We start from the raw sequence: 18,149 nt of genomic DNA, 5'->3' as shown, positions 1-18,149 counted from the left end.
CTACACCAGGCAGTTGCAGTCAGCCTTACAGGCGTGCGGCATTGCCTTGCGCACCGTGTGGGTCTCCTTACAGAGGTTGACCCGCGCCTTGGAGAATACTGCCCGGATGTGCTTGGTCACGGTTGTATAGATCGCGATCCGCCGCTCTTCCGACAGGTGGCGATGGGTGCCGTCCTGCACGAGGTCAGCCTCATCGGGCTGCCAGTCCATCGCCGGCAAACCCCAGCGCTGCGCCCAGGAGAGCAGTTGTGCATTCTTCTCTCGGTAGGTGCCGAGCGTCCAATAGCGGAACTGCACCCCAGCACGCTGCACCTGGCGGACGAAATCGGCGTAGGCATCCTCCCAGCCTGCCGGCGTCAGGATGGGATCGACTCGCACGCGAACCTCGTAGCCGAGCTCCTGCGCATATCGGGCCGCCTCCAGGCGCCGCTCGACTGAGGGCGGGATTGGGCTGCCATCCTCCCACACCCCCTCCCAGCAATCGGCGATCATCTGGGGGTTGAGCGAGAACGAGACGACAACCTGCTTCCGATCGGCCTCAGCAATCTCGCTGAGATAGTGCGTATTCGCTGACTTGGTAAGCAGGATGAGCTTACAGCGCTGTGGGTTCGCCTTCGCCGAGGCAAACAGCGGCGCGAGCTGGCGCACGTGCCCGGTGATGCCCTCGTAAAGCAGCGAGTCGCTCCGGTCGATCCCGACCCCCAGCGTATGCTGCCAACGACGGTCGGGCACCTGCAGCCAGCGCTCGGCGGCACGGACGAAATCGTCCACATTGTCATAGAGCAGATGGCGCATCGGATCGCGCCGAATGCGATGCGTGAGCATCAGGAAGCATGCCCGACACCCTAGGCCACACGCTCCCGAGCCAATCGCCAGATCCCACCACATTGGCGGGCAAAACGTCTGCGCATCGCCGTGCCAGTCGTAGGCGATCAGGTTCGTGCGTCGCGGCGCCCGAAAGACCGTTATCGGCCGGGCCAAGCCGGATATCTGAGGGGGAACAAGTTCTTCGCGCCAGGTTCCTGACTGTGCCTGCTCATCGACATACCAGGTGAGCGGGCGTCCAGCCCCAGTGAGCGCAATCGCCCGTTCGTCGATAGGAGTGGTCATACTAGCCCTCTGGTGAGAACAAAAGTTCTTTATGTAAATAAGTGTACCATGTTGCCAAGGATATTTCAACCTCTGTGTAGGCAAAAAGCAGCGTGAAACGCTGCCCAATTACCCAACAATGCCTGACACTTACATGGCATCAACTATGAGCGCCTGAGCGTATCGTACGCGTTCAGCGGTAGGTTTTCCACCCGATCCGCCAGCTCATCAGCCGTGGGCTGCGTATAGATCGCTGTCGTGTCGAGCGAGCTGTGGCCCAGCAGCCGGGCCAGGGCGACGAGATCGCCGGGGTGCTCATCGAGGTAGTGCTGGGCGAAGGTGTGGCGCAGGTCGTGTGGGGTCGTCTCGGCGGGAACCAAGCCACGCGCCGCGCAGTTGCGTACCAAACCCGTGATCACCCGCCAGATCCCCGAATCGGTGAGGTGCTTGCCCATCTGGCTCCGCCACACATGTTCGGAGGCATGAGCACCCTGGAGCTGTGGCCACGCCTGCGCCACTGCGCGTAGGGTCAGCTCAACCTCCAGGATTGGCCCGACGTAACTGGCCAGCGCGGTGCGCGCCGAGCCGTTGAGCGGCACCGTGCGCGCCTTGTTGCCCTTGCCAGCCCGCACCAGCAGGCTCCCGCTCTTCTCGCCGAAGGTGATGTCTCGCCAGCAGAGCGCGGCGCACTCCCCGATGCGGATGCCAGTCTGGAGCATCACCTGAACCAGCGCGTAGTCGCGGGCCGGGTGCCGCGATCGCTGGGCCTCACGCAGCAGCGCATTAACCGCTGTGTCGCTCAGCCCGCTCGGGGCATCGGGCGCGGTGGTGCGCACCAGCCGCAGATGCGTGGCCGGGTTTGTATCGAGGTGGCCCTGCGCCGTCAGCCAACCGCACCAGGCCCGCAGGGCGCAGGTGTGGATATTCACCGTGCTCGTCGCCGCGGTCTTCTGGAGCGCGCGCCGGTAGCCCTGTAAGGCAATCGGCGTCACGTCACCGAGATCGAGCGGTCGGCGCTCCTCCGCCTCGTACCATGCCAGAAACCGACTGACCGCCGCGCGGTAGCGGGTGACTGTGCGCGGCGAGCGGTCGCGGCTGCCGAGGTCGCTGAGCCAGGGACTCACAAGGTTCGCAAGTTCTGCCATTTTGTCCTTCTCCAAGCCCTGATGTATTCTCTTGCGCTTTTTTGCGGGCATCCCGTACCGTAAACAGGCGGTTTCTGGAGATATTGTACCACAAAGGGCAAGAGAATGTACCTTCTCTTGCCCTACTTCCTTTGGCCGATATGGTAGCGATGGCGTACGTCATCTGGCTTCGCATACCGAGTTGCGCGAGTGCATTCTTGTAACCAGAGAGACAGGTTCTCAAGGATGGGGATGAGAAACTCTCCTTCAGGTTTTAAGCCCAAACCCTATCTCAGTGTCCTCAGCTGCCAACAGCCTTGTGAGCCAGATCTACAGCTCATATAAATGGCATATAACCTCTTGTCACGGCTGTACAGACGTGCTACTATATTCATATCAACCTGCTCTACACAAAGCTATTCAGGCTACCTCTTAACGTCCCTGACGGCATGCTGGCACAGAACGCCAATATCTGCTCAAAGATAGCGGCATCGTGGGTCAACAATGACACGTCTTCCCGTACCCCATGTTTTGGGCCTGCCAACAGGTGCGCATGCGATCATCGCAGAGCGTTGGCGCATTATTATGCGCCATGCGCGCCTCGTGCTTGCTAAACATGATATGTGGGATAGCAAGCTTTCTCACCCATCCCAGTCCCAGGAAGTAGCACGCTGGTTGAGGATATTAGAAGCCCAAGTTACCCACGCGAACTCGGAATCATACGAAGATCAGGAGAACGGCTGGAATACCTTGATGCGGGAGACATTACTCCCGCTTGCCCATGACCTGCGCGTGTGGAAGTACATCCACGAGCAGGTATGGACCAAGGAATTTACCTCGTGTTACAAGCACAACCTGTTCGCAAAACCTCGCTCTTCTCACAAGCCTCATCGCCTCACCTCTCCAGCCTATGAGCAATGCCTTCGTCAGGTTCAAGGCATCTTTCAGCAGGAAACGACAGCGAAGAGTCAGATCAAGGCGCTCCTCGATCAGCAAATCTGCCAGGATAAGTCGCTGGCAGCAAGCGTTGTTAAGCAACTTGGCCATGTTGATCGTGATGCGGCTATCGAAGCTTGGGCGATCATGCTTGCAGGTCTGGAGCAGCATCCGGTTCACTTGCTGCTCCGCTCGAACTGCCCATTTGCAAGCGACATCATTTTTGTGGAGCGCTACGCCGCAACCGTCGCCCTCATGACCGACAAAGCCGAAGAGGCGATGGGTCAGATTCGTCGGATAGTCATTGCTCTCCGTGAAGTACTCACCTCCCGGCCGGTCATTGAGTCAGTCCTATCCGAACACAAGCTTCCTACCTCTTCACCTGATGTGCCTCTGGAGCAATTGTCACGAGATGAGCGGCGCAAGGTACGGGAGGCCCAGAGGATTATGGCGGTAGGACTCTGGCGCCAAGATCTGCTTCATCGACCGCCATTTGACGAGGCCAGGAGAATCTACCGAGAGCATATTACGCCAGCGATTAACTCCCTTGTCATGAAAGGGCTACAGGAGCGCCTGGGTTGTGAGTCTGATGGTCAGGTTTTCGAGCAATACATGACGCGGGGGCTAGCGGCCATCGCTGATCATCTACTTTCCCCTACAGGGACGGGACAGACTTTCACAATGCAACATATACGGATCGCACTCAATGTGCATCTCGAATGGCTGGCAGATGCTGAGCGCATTGAGATTGAGCGCCTGCTCATCGCACTACAGGAGGTGCTAGAATCACTTGAAATTCCGATCTCGCTTTTTCCGCTAGCTGATACCTATCCAGGTAACTCCTGCCGTAAGGGGTTCAAGAAACGATTGAAGGAAGACCCGCGGATTATCTCTGAGTTTTGTCGTCAAGGCCGCTTACCCAATAATAAAGAGTCGTCAGGCCGGCTTTATGGCTTGGCAACGTATGGCGCTTTAGGCCTCAGGCGTATGACTCAGGAGCGGCTGCGAACAATAGTTCCCGATCTGATCACACACTATATCCACTTCCTCAAGCTTGGTCACACTGAGGGAGCGCTATCGCCGCGCGATGTGCGTGAGCGTGTCGGGGAGCTGTGCCGCCTGAATGATCTCCCACAATTCTCGCCACAAGTTATCCTGGCCTTATTTAACCGCTTAAAGAAAGCGCCTTTCTGGAACAGCGGTGTGGGGATGCAGACCGATCATCTCCACAAGCGCGTCTCGATCTACCTCCCCAAGGCGCCGCTGATCCACCGAGCATGGGTGTTAGTACCGGTCAAGATAGCTGTCCCTGTACTTAACGAGCGAACGTCGCGGATCGAACAACAGGCCCATCTGATGCTGGTCTTCGATCACGATAGTGTGCTGCCAATAAGTTGTTGGCCCTCGCTTCATTTGCCCCATGCTCAGGAACTGGGGCTGGCAATCTACCAGGCACTTTTCCATCCCGGCGTAGTCTGGTGGCCGTTACGAGGAATCCCTCGCAGTATCCATGTGCCCATGCGCTCCCTCAATCTTGATGACGATGACTTGGGAGATCTTCGGCAGGCCGCATACTGGCTGGCTTCCGAGATCCAGCCAAATCCTCGTGAGCTTCACTGGCAGAAGCAACGATTGGTTAATGAAGTGTGTAAGGTGCTGCCAGAGGAGGTTCGACGCCGTACCGGCAATGGCTACGTGAGTCTTCCAGAGCTACAACGCATTGCGCTCTCCTGGCTGTATCACGCGCGTCGTCAAAACACCACACCGGTTGAAGGTGGCGAGCAGCGTGCGGAATACGATGAACGCCTCTCAAATCAGGTTTCCGTGCCGGCTGAGGGCGATGCTCGGCGCGCTGGATACGCTGTGCCTGGCTTCACCAGCCCTGCAGCCGGGTGGTTACTTCCACGTGAGGGCCGCGCAGAGTTGACCGAGCTAGGTGTCGTGTTGAAGGGAAATGTGTATACATCCTCCTTCGCACGCCTAGGTGGCCTAACCCGTGAGATTCCCTATCGAGCATACCCATACCGGACCAGCCTGCCCGAGCAGGGAATCTTTGTGGAGATCGACGAACGGTTGGTCTACTTGTCGCGTAGCAACAATAGGTTGGCCATTGACCCCCAACCTTCTTTAGACACGGAGGAGGATCCTAATGGAGCAGCAGACGTTGCCTGATGCTAGCAAGCTCAACGTCTTTAGCAGAGAAGATTACGATGAGGCGAAGCGCCGCTTCAATCGGATGTCGCCTGAAGTGCAGATGGAGAGGATCCACTTTGCAGGTCTAGTTCGCAAATATGCCGACATGCTTTATGGATCTGTTGGGCCGATTGACGAGAAACGACGTTTACCTGACGGTGCTCGCGCGACCGCTATAGCAGAATTGAAGGTCAAGAGCGCCCAATCTGTTGAGAACAAGGCTCGTAACCTACAGCGCTTCCGCTTGGGAATACCAGAAGACCCCAATGCGTATATCTACAGCGTGGTGAGCCTAGCAGGGCAACCGCCAATGGAGCTTTCTAAAGACCAGCAGGCAATTGTGACAGGAGCCTATTTGTTCGGTGACTGGGAGGCTGTGCTACCTAATGGCCTGACCGTTCGTACACGAGAGCGGGTCAAGATAGGTTTTATTTTTGACATGTTCCGTCAAATGTTTCCCAACGCCCAGCACCGGGGCCGCTTGATAACACTTGATATGATCAAGCGTTGCCTGCGTGATCAGCAAAAGCGCCAGCCCGCGCTGTTCAAAATGGGCCGTGAAGGTGCTCGCGAGGTATGGGTGAAGTGGATGCCCAAGCTGCCTAACGACTTTCGTGCCCCGAATGAGTGCTGGATTATGGATGCCCGAACGCTGCCTTTTTACATCCGCCATGGGAAGAGGCGTTGTACCGTCACGCTGCTCTGTATTATCGACGCGTACAGCGGCTTTATCATCGCATCACATCTTGTCGTCCGTGCAGTTGACGACAACGATGGCGAGGCGCGCCGGGTTGATTTCACAGCCGATGATGTACGCCTGTTGTTGCTCTATGCCATCTTGATTCATAGGGTGCGCCCACAAGTTATCTACACTGACAAAGGTTCGCAGTTCAGGTTTCTTGAGGGCTTTCTTCCGCTACTTTCGACAAGTCCGGCCGATGAGATTGTACACATGTTTGGCTTTCCTGGTCATCCATGGGGCCGTGGCGGGGTCGAGGTTACGCAGCGTGAGTACGACAAGGCCCTCCTAAAATATGCTGGGGTCGTACGCGATGAAAATGATCTCGAGTCCTGGCGTAGGGCCAAAAAAGCTGCGAAGCTTTCCCTCAGCGACCTACGCGCTGTGGCGTCTGCGCATGAGGAGAGATGGAATGCTTCGGCTGTGACGGGTAAAAAGCGAACGCGCCGTGACCATTTTGAGAATGACAATCCGCTCCTGTTACCTATTCCTTCCTTCGACCGAATGCTGTATCTAGGCAGTGCTGGCCTCTGTGGCCAGGCTCTTATCCATGGCAATGAGACGCGGATTTATGACAGGGGAATCCATATCCCAAAGCGAGGGAAATATAAGCCAACCAACCTGTCCGACTACCGACCTTGGCTTGATGCTGCCGCACGTGGGATAGTGCGTTATGCCATCATCCCCTCAAGCAAAGGGGAGCAGATATATGCATGTCTGGACGGGACGAAGTGGAGTCGGCTAATCCCTGTCGGCGATGATCCTCCGAGCCGCCAAACCCATATTGAGCAGCAGTGGGCCGCAGTGCGCGCGCTGCGCGCTGAAGTCTTTGAATTCCGACGGAGATTCCTTGAGGTGCTTGCTGATTACAGCTGCTCGCTCCCACGAATTAGCGATGATGATAAGGCGCTTTTCGAGGAGCTTTTGACCGATGCTCCGCAGCTGGTCGAAAATGGCAAGGGAAGCGCTGGCGAAGCTCAGAATGATCAGGACACAACAGCTTCTGATCACACAACTAAGCCATCACAGCCACGTCGTAAACAGTCGAACCGCACGGCGCAGGATACACAGGTGAATCCACAGCAGGAGATGCGCGATGCACTCATCGCTCAATTCCTTGCAGAGGATGCAGCTAGGATCGCCAGTTAGGAGTTGTCGCCCCCAAAGTGCTTCCGGCCTGGTTCTGTGTAGGTGGTACCATGCTCACGCTTCCCTTCATCAGGTTGTCTCTATACACCTCCCTCTTCGCGCAGCTGAACCACGCGCTCCAGGTCGGCAGATTTACGGTGATGGCGGGAGGTGGTGGTACTGGTAAGAGTCGTTTGCTCAGACAGTTTGTGCTGACTGAGCTTACCTCCGCCGAGTTCGATCAGGTTGCTGGAGTGCGTCTCTCGCGCCCCAAGAAGCCGGATACCGGGCGTTTTACCAGCACCGTCACACTCGATCTGTTCACCAAACTTCTGACAGATCTACGCCTCCTCTTTGCTGTCCCGCGTAGTGAGGAGCGAGATCTCTTACGCGATAAGCTGCAGCAAGATCCGCATCGTCGAAGGTACTCCGATGACAGATGGCACGACCTATCCTTCAGCGTTGCTGACGCGATGAAAAAGGTACGATGCTTCATCATTGACGATGCGCAATATATTGACGAGATTACCCTCTGGCGCATTGTAGAGCTTTGGGAAACATGTAATCGCCAATTTGCTGTGGTGCTCTGTGGTAGTCAGGCGACGAATGTCTCGATTGAGGAGTTCACACAGCGGCTTATCGGAACCGTGACGCCCGTACAGAATTCAGTGACGGATATGCTTTCAGTGCCAACAATGAGCATCAGTGCGTTTCGCAACGAACTGCTCGATCATTGGCTCAACGGGCTTGACGCCAAGCGCGCAAAAGGGCTAGCCGAGGGTAAAGGTAAGGCTACCTTCGATACTGATGCCTGGCTTGCGACTACGGGCAATTGGGATAGGATCACGACCCTCACATCAGAGTTCAAGGTAGAACTCGATCGCCAGAATCGTCATCCACGGCTCATCACGGAGGAGATGGCCGAGAGAATCTTCCTCCGTCGGCGGACGATTCTCAAAACCTTCGATAGTAAAAGCACAGGTAGCGCTAGTCGCCCCCAGGTCAACCAGGAACCTGCAGGTACAAATAGCCCACCGCCACCTGAGGAGGCCACAACGCCGCCGGGAGCCTCAGAGGAGACTCCTGCAGCGGGCGGAGTAATAGGGGAAGAAGATGTCTAAAGATACTTCTCGATGTCTAAAAATAAGCACCCCGAGATGTCTAAAAATACTATCCTAGGTCATCGTCCGCCACTGGCTGCGGCGGGCGAAGAACCGGGCGACCGCCTCGGTGTGCAGGGGGAAGGCCAGCTCGGCGGGGGCGGCGATGAGCACGCGGGCGCCGGCCTCCTTGTTGGGCACGAAGGGCGGCAGGTCAACCTCGCGCAGCTGCGGGCCGAGGGCGAACACCAGCAGGTAGCCATCGTGGGTGCTGCGCACGCCGAAGTCATCGACCTGCTCGGACGAGATATGGATGCCGGCCTCCTCGTAGAGTTCGCGGGCGGCGGCCTGCTGCCAGCTCTCATTCACCTCGATGAAGCCGCCGGGGAGGGCGAGCTGGCCCTGGCGCGGGGCGGCGCCCCGGCGGATCAGGAGCAGCCCGTCGTCGACAGGCAAGAGGACGATCACGACAGGGAGCGGGTTGCGGTAGGTGGTGCTGCCGCAGGATGTGCAGACCCGCGGCCAGCGATGGCCGTCGCTGAAGGTGTTGCCGCAGAATGAGCAGTGGCTGTGCTGGCGATACATGAAATGAAGATCTCCGCTGAGGGCGTATGGCCGGCAAATAATACCACACCTCGCCCCGGGGGGATTGCAGATTGCAGATTGCAGATTGCAGATTGTAGATTGTAGAGCGCAGAGCATCGCCGCACCCAATCTGCAATCTGCAATCTACAATCTACAATCCACTACCCGGTGTTCTTCAGGCCGGCGGCGATGCCGTTGATCGACATCAGCACCGCCGTCTCAATCCGCTCCTGCTCATCGGGCTCGACCTCGCCGCGCAGGCGCTGGAGCAGCTCCAGCTGGATGTAGCTCAGCGGGTCCACGTAGGGGTTGCGCTGGTGGATGGCCCGCTGGAGCACCGGCGCCGCGCCGAGGATCTCGTCCACCTGGGCCACGGCGCAGATCATGCGCCGGGTGCGCGCGAACTCGGCCTCGATCTGGGCGAAGACCCGCCCGGCCAGCTCCTGGTCGTCCACGAGGCCGGCGTACTGGCGGGCGATGCCCATATCGGCCTTGGCCATGATCATCTGGGCGTTGTCGAGCAGGGTGGTGAAGAAGGGCCACTGGCGGTACATGGTGCGCAGTAATTGCAGATTGCAGATTGCAGATTGCAGATTGTGTGCATCGGCTGCGGCCTCAATCTGCAATCTAAAATCTGCAATCTGCAATTCGTTGCCGACGAAGTCGGCCAGGGCGCTGCCGAGGCCGAACCAGCCGGGGATGGTGTGGCGGCTCTGCATCCAGCTGAAGACCCAGGGGATGGCCCGCAGATCCTCAATGCGGGCGCTGTTGCGGCGGCTGGCCGGGCGCGAGCCGATGCGCAGGCGGCTGATCTCGGTGACCGGGGTGGCCTCGCGGAAGTAGGTGAGGAACTCGGGGTTGTCGTAGATCAGGCCGCGGTAGGCGGCGCGCGCGGTGGCGGCGATCTGCTCCATGGCCGCCGTCCAGGATGGGTCGGGCAGCTTGAGCGTCTCGGGGAATCCGGCGCGCAGCACGGCGTTGACCACCTGCTCCAGGTGGCGGTGGGCGGTGCGCGGGTCGAGGTAGCGGTCAGAGATCATCTCGCCCTGGTCGGTCATCTTGATCTGGCCGTTGAGGGTGCCGGGGGGCTGCGAGAGGATGGCCTCGCCGGCCGGGCCGCCGCCGCGGCCCACCGCGCCGCCGCGGCCGTGGAAGAGGCGCAGCCGCACCCCGTGGCGCTCGGCCACCGCGTCCAGCTCGACCTGCGCCCGGTAGAGCGCCCAGTTGGCCGAGGCGAAGCCGCCCTCCTTGTTGCTGTCCGAGTAGCCGAGCATGATCTCCTGCACGTCGCCGCGCAGCCGCAGGTGCTCGCGGTAGGCCGGCATCGAGAGACATGCCTCCATGAGCAGCGGCGCGTGTGCCAGGTCCTCGCCAGTCTCGAAGAGCGGCACCACGTTCAGCAGGCTGAGCTGGCCCGGCTCGTACATGCCCACCTCGCGGCAGAGCAGCAGCACGGCCAGCATATCGCTGACGCTCGTGGTCATGCTGATGATGTAGTTCTCGATCAGCTGCGGGTCGATCTGCTCGAGCAGGGCCGCCACCGCCCGGAAGGTCTGGACGGTCTCGGCGGTCTCCTGGCTGTAGTTCGAGAGCCGGGTCTCGCAGAGCGGGCGCGGGCTGGAGATCTCGGCGCTGAGCAGGGCGATCCGCGCGGGCTCATCCAGGCCGGCGTAGTCGGCGCAGACGCCCGCGGCGGCGAGCAGCTCGGCGAGGGCGCTCAGGTGGCGTCCGCTGTGCTGGCGGATGTCGAGGGTGGCCGTGTTCAGCCGGAAGATCGCCACCTTGGAGATCAGATCGCGCAGCAGGCCGTCGGCCACCAGGGCGCCGCCGCCGAGCAGCAGGCTCTCGCGCATGAGCTGCAGGTCGGCCAGCAGCTCCTCGCTGCGGAAGTAGACATCCGGCTGCGGGAGGGGTGGCGGGTCCTGGCCCCAGCGCAGCTCGTGGTGCAGGGTGTGGTGGAGGGTGCGCTCCAGGCGGGCGCGGATGAGCTGGACGAGGCGGCGGTAGGGCTCGCGGGCGTGGTGCTTGCTGATCGCGGCGGCGGCCTCGGGGAACATGGCGCTGTAGTGCTCGATGCGCGCCAGCAGCGCAGCGCTCACCGGCACCTGCTGCCGCGACTGGCTGAGGTCGGTGTGCAGTCCGGCCATGCTCTCGATCAGGTGGCGCAGCATGGTGGCGCGCATCAGCCGCACGGTGTCCACTGTCACCTCGGGGGTGACGAAGGGGTTGCCGTCGCGGTCGCCGCCCATCCAGCTGCCGAAGCGCAGCAGGGGCGACATGCGCCAGGAGTGCTCGGGGTAGTGCTCGGCGAGGGCCATCTCCAGCTCGCGGTCGATCTGGGGCAGCAGGTCCCAGAGTACACGCTGGAAGTAGAAGAGCCCGTTCTCGACCTCGTCCAGCACCGAGGGCTTCTCGATGCGGACATCGTCGCTCTGCCAGAGGCCAACGATCTCGCGCTCGATCTGGGTGATCGCGGCCACCTGCTCGTGGGGCAGCATGGGCGCGGTGCGCATCGTCAGCTCGATCAGCGTGTCGAAGATCCGGCGCAGCTTGTTGAGGCTGGTGCGCCGCCGCGACTCGGTGGGGTGGGCGGTGAGCACCGGCATGATCAGGGCGTGGTCGAGCCAGGCCTGGATATCCTCGGCGGCCACGGCGTGGCTGCGCAGGGCGGCCACCGCCTCGGCGATGCCCTCGGTGCGCGGGGCCGGGTAGCGCTGGCGGTCGCGCACGCTGAGCACGCGCAGGCGCTCGACGCCCTCGGCCAGGTTGACCAGGCCGAAGTAGAGGGTGAAGGCCTTGACGAGGCCGTGCAGCTCGCCCACGGGCAGGCCGGCGATCATGGCGGCGAGCCGGGCGGCCAGCGCGTCCGAGGGGCTGGCGCGCAGCTCCTTGGCGATGCGGCGCACCTCCTCCTCAAGCTCAAGGGCGCGCGCGCCGCTCTGGTCGGTCATCACCCGGCCCAGGGTGCTGCCCAGGGCGCGGATATTCGTCGAGAGCGGGTCTCGCTCTGTGGTCATGCCATTGTCTCCGGTGTGCCCGTAGGGCCGAAGCATTCGCCCCATATCGATGCGGCTTCTCTTGACGCATCTGGGGCGAATGCTTCGGCCCTACATGAATTTACTCTCCGCCCTCGGCGACCATGCCCTCCAGGTGGGCGGCGTCGTTGAGGCGCACCAGGCGCCAGCCGTGGCTGCCGTAGCGGATCTCGGTGAGCGAGCCGTTGTCGAGCCACATCTTGCCGAAGTTGGCCAGCTCCAGGCCGATCACGTGGCAGAGCAGGGCGCGGATGGTGCCGCCGTGGGAGACGGCCACGATCACGTCGCCGGGCTGGTGCGCGTCGTAGATCCGGCCCAGGGCCACCAGGGCGCGGGCCTGGAGCTGGGCGTAGCTCTCGCCGCCGAGCCGCACGGTGCGGGCCGGGTCGCGCTCATACTCAGCCATGTGGTCGGGGAAGCGCCGGTAGAGCTGCTCGGGGGTGAGACCCTCCCACTGGCCGACGTCGATCTCGCGTAGCTCGGGCATGGGCGCGGGCGTGCGGCCGAGGGCGGACCCAATGATCGCGGCCGTCTCGGCGGCGCGGGCGGTGTCGCTGGTGTACAGCGCGTCGGCGCCGAGCCTGGCCAGCCGCTCGGCGGTGTGGCGGGCCTGGGCCCGCCCGCGGTCATTCAGGGGCACATTGACCTGCCCCTGGTACTGCAGGGTGACATTCCACGGCGTCTCACCGTGGCGCACGAGGATGAGTCGCATAGTTTCTTTGTGGTGGTGAGGGCGGGTGGTCGGGGCGGCGCTGCCGGGGTTATTATAGGCCGGTTTGGGGGATCGTGCGAATGATCAGCACTGAGGGTCTGCGGGAGAGCTTCGCTCTCCCGCAGACCCGCTCATGAACCCTCGATCTTCGCGATCACATCCCAGAGGGCGTCGGCGCTGGTGGGGCGGGCGTAGAAGAAGCCCTGGACCTCGTCGCAGCGCAGGCCGGCGAGGAACTGGTGCTGCCCGGCGCTCTCCACGCCCTCGGCGACAATCTTGAGGCGCAGGCTGTGGGCCATGGCCGTGATCGCCCGCAGCAGAGCCGCCGCGCTGCTCTCGGGGTCGGGCTCGGAGCCGAGCGCCCAGATGAAGGAGCGGTCGATCTTGAGCCGCTCGACGGGGAAGCGCTGGAGGTAGGCCAGCGAGGAGTAGCCGGTGCCGAAGTCGTCGATCGCCACCCGCACGCCGAGCACGTGCAGCCGCCGGATCCGCACCGCGCTGCCCTCGGGGTCGCGCATGAGCATGCTCTCGGTGATCTCCAGCTCGAGCCAGCGCGGGTCGAGCCCGCTCACGAGCAGGGCCTCGGCCACACGTTCCACCAGGTCGGCGCGCTCAAACTGGCGGGCCGAGATGTTCACCGCCATGCGCAGCGGGCGTCTGCCGGCGCGCTGCCACACCACCGCTCGCCGGCAGGCCTCGACGAGCCCCCAGCTAAACAGGTGCTCGATCAGGTTGGTCTCCTCTGCCACGCTGATGAAGTCGCCGGGCATGATCACCCCCTGGTCGGGGTGACGCCAGCGGATCAGCGACTCGACGGCCACCACCTTGCGGCTCGGCAGGTCGAGCAGTGGCTGGAAATGCAGCTCGAACTGGTCCAGGCTGAGCGCCCGGCGCATCTGCTGCTCGATGTCCAGGCGCCACCGGGCGGCCGCGCCGATCGATGGCTCGAAGATGCCGACCTCGCTGCGCCCAGTGGCCTTCACCCGGTACATTGCGCTGTCGGCGTGCTTGAGCAGAGTCATGGCGTCCTGTCCATCGCGGGGGAAGAGGCTGACGCCAATGCTGGCGCTGATGAAGAGCTCCTGGCCACGGACGGGGAAGGGCTGCTCCAGGACGGCGAGGATGCGCCCGGCGCGTGCGATGGCCTCCTCGGGCGACTGGATCTGGCGCAGGATGAGGGTGAACTCGTCGCCGCCCATGCGCGCCAGCAGGGCGTGGCTTCCGACCAGGCTGCGCAGTCGTAGGGCGACGAAGGCCAGCACCTCGTCGCCGATCGCGTGGCCGAGGGCGTCGTTGATCTGATTGAAGCGGTCGAGGTCGATCACGCAGAGGGCGAAACTGTCGGCGGCGGCGCGGGCCGCGATCACCTCCTGGTCGAGCCGGTTGTGGAAGAGGTAGCGGTTGGGCAGCCCAGTCACCACATCGTAGTGGGTCTGGTAGGCCAGCATCTGCTCGGTGTGCTTCTGCACGCTGATGTCCCGGCCGATGCCGTAGCCCAGTCCGTTCTGCGGGTCACGCGTGATCTGCCAGGCGTACCAGTGCTGCTCACCATCGCGGCCGATCAGACGGCAGTCAAAGCGCACGCTTGGCGTGCCGGCGTCGAGCTGCGCCAGCGCGTCCGCCACGGCCAGCCGGTCCTCTGTCCAGCAGAGGTCGATGAACAACGAGCTGCCCAGCTCCTCAGTCGGGTAGCCCAGGGCATCGAGCCACACCCGGTTGGTCTGGATGATCGCGTCATCCTCGTCGATGATGCAGAGCAGGTCGAGCGAGAGGCTGGCGAATCGCCCGTCGTGCGTCGGGGGCGACGCGGGCGGGCCTGTGCCCTCTGGTGGTATACGTAGTGGCATAGGTGCTGCTCTGTTGGGAGTCGGGGGGCAGGGGTCAGGAGTCGGTGTTCCGGCCCCGGCGCGGGGTCAGTGGTTGGGGTCAGGCTTCGGGAGGCTGCGCTCCGGCCCCCGCCTCCCGCTTCCCGCCTCCTGCCTCCTGTCGGTCGATCGCCTCGAAGGCTGCGCTGATAACCCCCTCCGCGCTGATCGCGAAGCTGCGGTAGAGCGCGGCCCGCTCGCCCGACTGGCCGAAGCCGTCCACGCCGAGGGCAGTGACGGGCGCGCCATGGACGCCGCCGAGCCAGGCCAGGGCGTGGGACGCCGCGTCGTGGACGGTGATGATCGGGGCGCGGCGCTCGTCGGGCGGGATCAGCCAGGCCAGGTCGTCGCCGCCGCGCCACGCCTCGTACAGCCGGCGCGGGCTGGTCAGGCAGAGGACATTCACCGCCACGCCCTCGCGGCGCAGGTAGCCCGCCGCGAGGGCCGCCTCGGGCACCATGGCCCCGGCGACGGCGATCTGCACGACCGGCGCGGCGGGGTGGTCATCGTGGTCGCGGCGGTCGATCAGGCGGTAGCCACCGCGCAGCACCTGGCGGCGCAGCTCGTCCGGGCCGAGGCGGCGCAGGGCTGGGGCCAGCAGCCCCTGGTCGATCGCGCGGGTGGAGAGGCGCAGGTAGGTGCTGCGGCCGCCCTCCCGGTCGCGGCACTGGCGCAGGGCCTCGGGCATGATCCAGGCCAGCTCCTGGGCGAAGCAGGGCTCGAAGCTGTCCAGGCTGGGCAGCTCCATGCCCAGGGAGGCGGTGACGGTGGACTGGTGGGCGCCGCCCTCGGGCGAGAGGGTGATGCCGGAGGGCGTGCCGGCGACAATGAAGCGGGCACCGGAGTAGAGCCCGTAGATCATCGCGTCGAGCCCGCGGCAGACGAAGGGGTCGTACACGGTGCCGATCGGGATGATCTGCTCGCCCAGCAGGTCGGCGGAGAGCCCGAAGACGCCCAGCAGCATGAACAGGTTCATCTCGGAGATGCCCAGCTCGATGTGCTGGCCGCGCAGGTTGTCGGGGGCGAACATGCCGACCTTGGCGAGCCAGCCGGAGAGGTTGGTGGAGACGGCGACATCGGGCGAGGCGGTGACGATCAACAGCGTGAGGAACGCCATCAGCGAAAGGTTGAACCGCTTCATGGGTAGTGTTGCTCCTTAGCGATGATCATAATGGCCAACGTTGGCCCGCGCACGAGAACCTGGGGAACCTGTACAGACTCAGAAGAAATGGTCGGGATAGAGGCTGAGAACCACCCCCTTTCGGAAAGGTTTATGTTGGTGCGCAGCAGCAGAGACACCTGTTCTATATTGCTCATGGATCGGCCGCTGCTGCGCCCTTACGGAATCAGATCAGATCTCAGGCCGACATAGAGCTTATCAAGGAGTGCATAGAGCTGCCGCTGCTCATCATCGGTCAGCGTGTGCATGCGGCGTACGAGGGAGCGTATGTAGGTGGCGGAGGAGGCGTCGCGGACGGACGACCCATGAGGTGTGAGGACGACCCGCAGGACGCGCCGATCGAGCGGGTCGGGGAGACGCCGCACAAGATCGAGCCGCTCAAGGCGGTCGATCATGCGTGTCACCGTGCTCTTGTCGAGCAGTAGACGCTCGCCGATGTCGGTCAGGCGCAGCCCCTCAGCCTCGTCGAGGAGGCGCAGGGCGGCGTACTGCGAGGTGCTCAGGTCGAACGCACGCAGCAGATGACGGTCGCCGTCATCAAGCATGACGTAAATATCGTGGATCATACGATACTGCTGCTCGGCGAGCGGTGACATACGGCGTAGCTCAACTTCATCGTTGTTTATGCAATTATTGTTTCTGCAACAGTTGTATGGGGAGGAGTTTACTACGCTTTCCGCAAATCGTCAAGGAGGTGTATATAGGAGTGTGCTGGCCCTTTCATTATACTGCAATCTGTGCGCCAGGCGAGATTTCAGATTGTAGATTGCAGATTGCAGATTTGGTGCAATAGAATGCCGTTCACGGCATCGAACTGTAAAGCAACCTGAAGCCTTGTCTCCCAGAGGAATATCCAGGCGCGGACACAGCCATGCTATAATTCTTCTCGCGGCTAAGGAATACGAAGTGCGACACTATCATGCCCTCTGTCACCGTGCGCGATGTTCTTCGCCTAGCGCTGCCACTCGGGACACAGATCGCCGCAGGGTCCGCTGGGCTGGGCCGCCAAGTGACATGGGTCGCCACGCTGCGCGCCACCCTGCCCGCCTTCGCCGAGCTGCGCGGCGGCGAGCTGGCCCTGCTCTCAGTCGACGCCGTCCGCGAGCTCGACTCACGGCTGAGCCTGGCGGTGCTGGTGCGGCGCCTGGCCCAGGCCCCGGTGCCGGTGGCCGGCGTGGTCGCCCTCGGGGCGATCACCGCCGAGGACGCCGCCGCCGCCGAGGAGGGCCGCCTGCCCCTGCTCCAGCTGCCCGGCGGCGTCGATCTGCGCGAGGTTGAGCGCGAGATCACGCGCCTGATCGCCGACTACGAGGCGCAGTTCGAGCGGCGCAGCGCCCAGCTCTACGACCTGCTCACCCAGCGGTCGATCTCGGGCCAGGGCCTGCCCGGCCTGCTCGACGCCCTGGCCGAGCGCACCGGCCAGAGCGTGGCCTGCTACGCGCCCAACGGCGAGCTGCGCAGCCAGCGCAGCAAGGGCTCGGCCCGCATCGCGCTCCAGGCGCTCCGGCCCACTAGCAAGGGCGACTCCAGCATGCTCAACCAGCAGGTCTGGATCGAGCCGATCGGCCCCAGCGACTACCCGGCCGGCTACCTGGCCCTCGCCGGCAGCGGGCTAGACGCGTGGGACCGCGAGGCCGCCCTGCGCGGCGCCGCCGCCCTGGCCCTGGAGCTCGCCAAGGAGCAGGCCGTCCAGGCCGCCGAGGATCGCCTGCGCGGCGACTTCCTCTCGAACATCCTCGCCGGCCCGCCATCCGACATGGCCGCCGCCATCCAGCGCGGCCAGGAGCTCGGGTACAGCCTCACGCTGCCGCACATGGCGGTGCTTGTCAACCTTGAGGATGGCGGCCCCGCCGCCCTCGGCCGCATCGCCAGCGGCGTGCAGAGCGAGCTCAGCCGCCGCGGGATCACCGCGCCGATCTCGCGCCGCGACAGCAGCATCCTCACGATGATCCCGATCGGCGGGAGCTCCCGCCCGCGCGAGCTCGTCGAGCAGCTGCGCGAGCGTATGGCCGCCGACTACCCCAGTATCGCCGTCGCCATCGGCGGCCAGGTCACGGCGCTGACCGAATGGCGTCGCACCGTGGAGGAGGCCGAGCAGGCGCTCATCCTGGGCCGCCAGCTCTTCGGCACCGCCCGCGTCCTCGCCTTCAGCGACCTGGGCGTCTACCGGCTGCTAGTGCGCCTGCGCGAGACGCCTGAGCTCTGGACCTTCTACCGCGAGACGCTCTCCAAGCTGTCCGACTACGACACCCGCCAGCGCGCCGACCTGATCAAGACCCTGGAGGCCTACTTCGCCCACCTGGGCAACCTGCGCGCCACCTCCGAGGCGCTCCACGTCCACCGCAACACGCTGCTCTACCGCATCGAGCGGATCAAGGAGATCAGCGGGATGGATCTGGACAACTCCGAGGAGCACTTCGCGCTCTGGCTGGCCCTGCGCGCCCACCGCGTGCTCTCGACCTT

At 63.0% G+C, this 18,149-nt stretch carries 12 protein-coding genes; 4 read left to right on the top strand and 8 right to left on the bottom strand.

What is annotated here, in order from left to right; genetic code table 11:
• Together K2Z83_RS02585 and K2Z83_RS02580 are read right to left on the bottom strand one after the other, a co-directional pair.
• The gene (locus tag K2Z83_RS02585) at positions 1–1,110 is read right to left on the bottom strand and encodes a spore photoproduct lyase family protein (RefSeq protein ID WP_220593629.1); all 1,110 of its coding nucleotides are present in this window, start codon (positions 1,108–1,110) and stop codon (positions 1–3) included.
• Positions 1,111–1,253: 143 nt separating this feature from the next.
• Entirely contained in the window at positions 1,254–2,234 is a 981-nt protein-coding gene (locus K2Z83_RS02580; RefSeq protein ID WP_220593628.1) for a tyrosine-type recombinase/integrase, read from the bottom strand.
• 483 nt (positions 2,235–2,717) lie between these two features.
• On the opposite strand from K2Z83_RS02580, the gene K2Z83_RS02575 reads away from it, so the two are divergent.
• Genes K2Z83_RS02575 through K2Z83_RS02565 form a run of 3 tightly spaced genes read left to right on the top strand, consistent with a single transcriptional unit; the run spans position 2,718 to position 8,330 of the window.
• Positions 2,718–5,321 carry a hypothetical protein gene (locus K2Z83_RS02575; RefSeq protein ID WP_220593627.1) on the top strand — a complete coding sequence of 868 codons (2,604 nt, stop codon included), beginning with the start codon at positions 2,718–2,720 and terminating at the stop codon, positions 5,319–5,321.
• A complete protein-coding gene (locus tag K2Z83_RS02570; RefSeq protein WP_220593626.1) occupies positions 5,299–7,230 on the top strand; it encodes a transposase family protein in 1,932 nt (643 codons plus the stop codon). The genes K2Z83_RS02575 and K2Z83_RS02570 overlap by 23 nt, the downstream gene beginning before the upstream one ends.
• A gap of 50 nt (positions 7,231–7,280) precedes the next feature.
• Entirely contained in the window at positions 7,281–8,330 is a 1,050-nt protein-coding gene (locus tag K2Z83_RS02565; protein ID WP_220593625.1) for an ATP-binding protein, read from the top strand.
• A 54-nt stretch (positions 8,331–8,384) separates the two neighbouring features.
• Here K2Z83_RS02565 and K2Z83_RS02560 read toward each other — a convergent pair whose 3' ends face one another.
• The 6 genes from K2Z83_RS02560 to K2Z83_RS02535 all read right to left on the bottom strand — a co-directional run bounded on the left by K2Z83_RS02560 (position 8,385) and on the right by K2Z83_RS02535 (position 16,252).
• A complete protein-coding gene (locus tag K2Z83_RS02560) occupies positions 8,385–8,894 on the bottom strand; it encodes an NUDIX domain-containing protein (protein WP_220593624.1) in 510 nt (169 codons plus the stop codon).
• Between the two features lie 161 nt (positions 8,895–9,055).
• Positions 9,056–11,911 carry a phosphoenolpyruvate carboxylase gene (gene ppc / locus K2Z83_RS02555; RefSeq protein ID WP_220593623.1) on the bottom strand — a complete coding sequence of 952 codons (2,856 nt, stop codon included), beginning with the start codon at positions 11,909–11,911 and terminating at the stop codon, positions 9,056–9,058.
• Positions 11,912–12,011: 100 nt separating this feature from the next.
• Positions 12,012–12,641, bottom strand: a complete 630-nt coding sequence (locus K2Z83_RS02550; RefSeq protein ID WP_220593622.1) for a histidine phosphatase family protein — start codon at positions 12,639–12,641, stop codon at positions 12,012–12,014.
• Between the two features lie 131 nt (positions 12,642–12,772).
• On the bottom strand, positions 12,773–14,488 hold the full coding sequence (locus K2Z83_RS02545; RefSeq protein ID WP_220593621.1) for a bifunctional diguanylate cyclase/phosphodiesterase: 1,716 nt from the start codon (positions 14,486–14,488) through the stop codon (positions 12,773–12,775).
• 79 nt (positions 14,489–14,567) lie between these two features.
• Positions 14,568–15,647, bottom strand: a complete 1,080-nt coding sequence (locus K2Z83_RS02540) for a hypothetical protein (RefSeq protein WP_255603174.1) — start codon at positions 15,645–15,647, stop codon at positions 14,568–14,570.
• Between the two features lie 197 nt (positions 15,648–15,844).
• Positions 15,845–16,252 (bottom strand): MarR family winged helix-turn-helix transcriptional regulator, encoded by a 408-nt coding sequence (locus tag K2Z83_RS02535; RefSeq protein WP_255603172.1) that lies wholly within the window; start codon positions 16,250–16,252, stop codon positions 15,845–15,847.
• A 353-nt stretch (positions 16,253–16,605) separates the two neighbouring features.
• Between K2Z83_RS02535 and K2Z83_RS02530 the strand changes: the two genes are divergently transcribed.
• Positions 16,606–18,149, top strand: a 1,544-nt coding sequence (locus tag K2Z83_RS02530; protein ID WP_220593619.1) for a helix-turn-helix domain-containing protein, incomplete at its 3' end; no start/stop codon positions are given.

This window comes from Oscillochloris sp. ZM17-4 (assembly GCF_019599295.1).
Classification (GTDB): Bacteria; Chloroflexota; Chloroflexia; order Chloroflexales; family Chloroflexaceae; genus Oscillochloris.
The sequence above is the reverse complement of the archived record's forward strand: the minus strand, read 5'-3'. Positions and strand labels throughout refer to the sequence as shown.